The sequence below is a fragment of the Coprococcus sp. ART55/1 genome (genome assembly GCF_000210595.1).
GTDB classification, from domain to species: domain Bacteria; phylum Bacillota; class Clostridia; order Lachnospirales; family Lachnospiraceae; genus Coprococcus; species Coprococcus aceti.
Genome location: NC_021018.1, coordinates 353,616 through 357,531 on the forward strand (window position 1 = coordinate 353,616; position 3,916 = coordinate 357,531).

Consider the following 3,916-nt stretch of genomic DNA (forward strand, 5'->3'; position numbering starts at 1 on the left):
CAAAAGAACTCCTCTATTGTCCATTAATCCCCTCATTCAGGTATTTGTCAACAAATTCAAACTCCTCCGGATCCTGAAATCCAACATTAGAAAGATAATTATCACATATTTCTTTTAATGTCTTGATTCAATACAATTCATATACTATGAACTTTTCATTTTTTCTGTAGCTTGACTACTCAACTGGAGTGTTTTTCACTCCGATTACTTATTTCTATCAAGTCTACGATGATAATCGATGGTGGACATCATGGTATCAGACTTTATAAAAGGGTACAACCTCATGAAAATTTTTGTAGGCATTGATATTGCCAAACTCAACCATTTCGCCGCTACAATTTCATCGGACGATGAAATACTCATTGAGCCGTTCAAATTCACAAACGACGCTGATAGCTTCCATGCATATGACTCATCTGGCAAATCTGCTCAAAGTGGACTCGCACGGACACTTTACCAAAGAGCAGGTCAAAGAATTAAGAGTTCTCGCACATAAGTCTGTCGGTGCAAACGACAGCGCTATATCTAAGTTAGCAACCACCAACTTCAAGCGCTTTTAAAATGTCTTCAAGCTCATCTCTACTATCCTTCGCATCTTCTCCCACACTCGCAGCTCCAACATCATCTTCCTGCGACACAACACCATCTCCTTTATGGCATCATCAAACAATAGTATTGCATCGTCTATTTTTTTATCAGCATTCATTTAGTTTTTCTCTATTTGATTATAAAAATGCATTGTTTCCTACGCATTAATTGCTATGAGAACAATGCATTCTCTCACGAATACCCATTCTATATATGGCATTCGATTGTTATTCCGAGTTCATTTACTTGCCGCTGTACTTGTTCTAAAAAATCCATAGCCTTTTTTGTTGGTTCATACTTAAAATGGATTTCAAAAACAGCATATTCTATTAAATCTTCTTCATAAAATTCGTTATATTGATGTTCCTCGCAGAATGTAATATAAGAATTTATTTTTTCTTGTAGTCTTAGTAAATGATCATACTCATTTTTCCAATCAAGATGATCTGATATCAGTAATATTAAAGCCTTCCCATTTTCATCCGTAGCCATTCCATCTATTGTTCCACTATCTAAAACCGACATACTTCTAACCATTGTTTTGGTAACAGCATCAAAATAATATCTGCGATTCTTTAAATACGTATTTTTCTCCTCATGTGTTACACCTGTTTCTCCAGCAATTTGTTTTGCCTCTGACGTAGTGTGTCCAACATAGTCAATCAGCATGTTTTTTTCTCATGTTACTATAAAAAATACATTGTTTCCACTATACTAATTGTTATGGAAACAATGTATTTTTGCAAATCGCAAATTCTATGATAATTACCTTAGCTTATATAGTATTTTTATTTCTTCTAAACCTTTCATTAAAGCATCCTGAACTATACTTACGTTATCGCTGTATTCTTTTTTTTCATGCTTAATAATATCAAATAAATCTTTTATAACTCCATCAATCATTATAGTTATACCCTCTACGCTTTCGCCTGTTTTTTCATTTACAAACTCCTCTGTCATTATCGAAATCGTTTTTTTCATTAAACCAATCCTCCAATTATTTTTTTCAACAATTTTAAGCTTACCTTATTCTATTTCTTATCTTTCACCTACCCCCCTCCTGCTATTATTCTTCCATTTGTAGCATATTCCTCAATCCATTCAATCCACGGTGCAGGAAATTCTATGCATCTTCCAGGAGTTGTGGGATCATTTAGCTTTGGCGCACATCTCCCCTGATTTAAAGGATTTGTTCTATAATTCTTTTCCGGCACGATATACTCGTTTACCATATCATCTAACCATTTAGGAACTTCAAATTCATAAATATCAGCACCAGGTCGTTTATTTTCTATATAATACTGCGAATGCTCTCCGTTATCCACACTAACATTCAAATTTACATTTTTCTTATTTATATATACATTTCCTTCACTATCAATTAATATTCTCTGTTGACTTGCTTTGTCTCCAGTTCCTCCTTGAACACGTCTATATGTGACTGTATTTGTGGGCTTATTACTATTAGCTTTACTTTGATTATCCAACGAATTCTTAAAATTAATTGAATTACTGTTCTTATCTGGTGATTGAGTCCTATCATTACATTCATCCATAATCGACTGCATAACAAGCGATGTTACAGCACTCGCTGCCCAAGTCTTGACTATGTCTACACCAGTAATACTCTTATCGTACTTGTCTGAATGATATGCATATACCACAGTATCTACAGTCGCATCAGATATCATATTCACAGCTTTTACTGCCACTATTCTTCCTACTGTCAGTTCTGCCCCGGTTGCAACTGCCGATATCCCGGCTCCTAATCCACCACTGATTGCACCCAATATTGCTCCAGATTCAAAACCACTTGCAAATCCATCGTAAAATGACTTGCCGGAATTCATGGAAGCTATTCCATTCATGACACCTGACGTAGCTGCACCAATAATAAGATAAAAAAGGTATGTTTTATCTTCTGAACGGTCTTAAAGTATTTGCTACTGCTATGACAATTTTTACAATAACTACAAATCTCAGTAGCATTCAAGGTAATTTACTTACAAACACGACTCTTTTAGAAAATCATTATAATGATTATTATTTTGGAGTTATGCAGATTGAACCTCCTTTTGAAGAAAATGAGGAGGAATCCAAAGAGAGCAAATTTTGGAATGACCTTTACGAAAATGAATACAACACTATAAATCCGGTGGTCTGCATAGGCAGCCGGATAAGCGATACGGATAATTATATTTTTGTAAATCATAATGCCAGAGATATGCTACAAGGGTTTTCTGATATGCTTACTGAAGATGATGAAAAAGAGGATATCGTGGTCTTCGTGCCAAAGGGAAGAAATGCGGAATCATACAAAGATATCGCAAAAGAGGAAATTAGCTCTCTTACCCAAAATGCAGAAGAACTGCGTGTTGTTTATAAAGAATATTCTGGCAGAGAGCAATTTTATTATCTCAATTCGAACAGAGAAGAGGCTATTGACGGATTGTCAAGAGTAACAAATCCGATTGTGATTTATCAGGCAAATGAGGCTGTTGCTTTAAATGGAAGTTATATCGAAACAGGAACATATAATGGTGAGGTAATCTACGGATGCGATGAAAGCACAATTCGTAATGCTGCGAAAAAATATGCAGAACAGCTTGGTTCACACTATTTTATGCTGACGAATGTCGGAGAGGATTACATTTATAGTCATAGTTTCCTTGTAAAATTGATTAGCTTTATAAGCTCTCTTTGCGTATTAGTATTGCTGTTAGATATCGCTATCATCGTATCTGAAGCGAAAATGGAATTTAGACTTAGCTCTATGGAAATCTCCCTCAAAAAGGTTTTAGGTTATAGCTTTTATGAAAGGCACAAAAGATTTATTTCCGTTAATCTCATAGAAAATATAGCCGTTGTGATATTGATTTGCATTGTTTCGATTTTTATATCTAACGCAAGTGTCGGGATTGCTTTACTGATTGGATCATTGCTCACCATTATTGAAATGGCAATCATTTTCACAAATATTATGTGGGTTGAAAAAACAAATATCTCAAAGTCATTGAAGGGAGGATGTTTATGATTATAATTCGTGGCTTAAATAAAGCATTTGGAGAGAAAATAATTTTCTCCAACTTTAATTTGGAAATTCCGGATGGAAGTTTTGTAGTAATCAGCGGGGATAGCGGCAGTGGAAAAAGCACTTTGCTCAATATGATTGGTGGTATCGAAAAGCCGGATAGCGGCAGTATCATAATCGAAGGGCTGAATATTACCCGGCTTAAAAATAAAAACAGTTTTTTTGCGGATACAGTGGGGTTTCTTTTTCAGAATTTTGCACTGCTTGAAAATAAGACAGTTAAAGAAAATTTAAGTT

Annotated in this window: 5 protein-coding genes and 1 pseudogene; 2 read left to right on the forward strand and 4 right to left on the reverse strand. The window is 35.0% G+C overall.

The window, feature by feature from the left end:
• Positions 1-556: 556 nt before the first annotated feature.
• The 4 genes from CCU_RS01645 to CCU_RS01660 form a co-directional block, all read right to left on the reverse strand.
• Entirely contained in the window at positions 557-706 is a 150-nt protein-coding gene (locus CCU_RS01645) for a hypothetical protein (RefSeq protein WP_156337963.1), read from the reverse strand.
• Between the two features lie 89 nt (positions 707-795).
• Positions 796-1,257: a DUF6572 domain-containing protein gene (locus CCU_RS01650; protein WP_015533328.1), complete on the reverse strand. Its 462-nt coding sequence runs from the start codon at positions 1,255-1,257 to the stop codon at positions 796-798.
• A gap of 96 nt (positions 1,258-1,353) precedes the next feature.
• Positions 1,354-1,569 (reverse strand): hypothetical protein, encoded by a 216-nt coding sequence (locus CCU_RS01655; protein ID WP_015533329.1) that lies wholly within the window; start codon positions 1,567-1,569, stop codon positions 1,354-1,356.
• 68 nt (positions 1,570-1,637) lie between these two features.
• Complete coding sequence (locus CCU_RS01660; RefSeq protein WP_015533330.1) at positions 1,638-2,456, reverse strand: hypothetical protein; 819 nt, start codon at positions 2,454-2,456, stop codon at positions 1,638-1,640.
• 29 nt (positions 2,457-2,485) lie between these two features.
• Here CCU_RS01660 and CCU_RS01665 point away from each other — a divergent pair.
• Both CCU_RS01665 and CCU_RS01670 read left to right on the forward strand, forming a co-directional pair.
• A pseudogene (locus tag CCU_RS01665) lies at positions 2,486-3,622 on the forward strand (DUF1430 domain-containing protein); the annotation flags it as partial.
• Positions 3,619-3,916: ATP-binding cassette domain-containing protein (locus CCU_RS01670; RefSeq protein ID WP_243440830.1), on the forward strand; the 298-nt coding region annotated here is incomplete at its 3' end. The pseudogene CCU_RS01665 and the gene CCU_RS01670, both read left to right, overlap by 4 nt.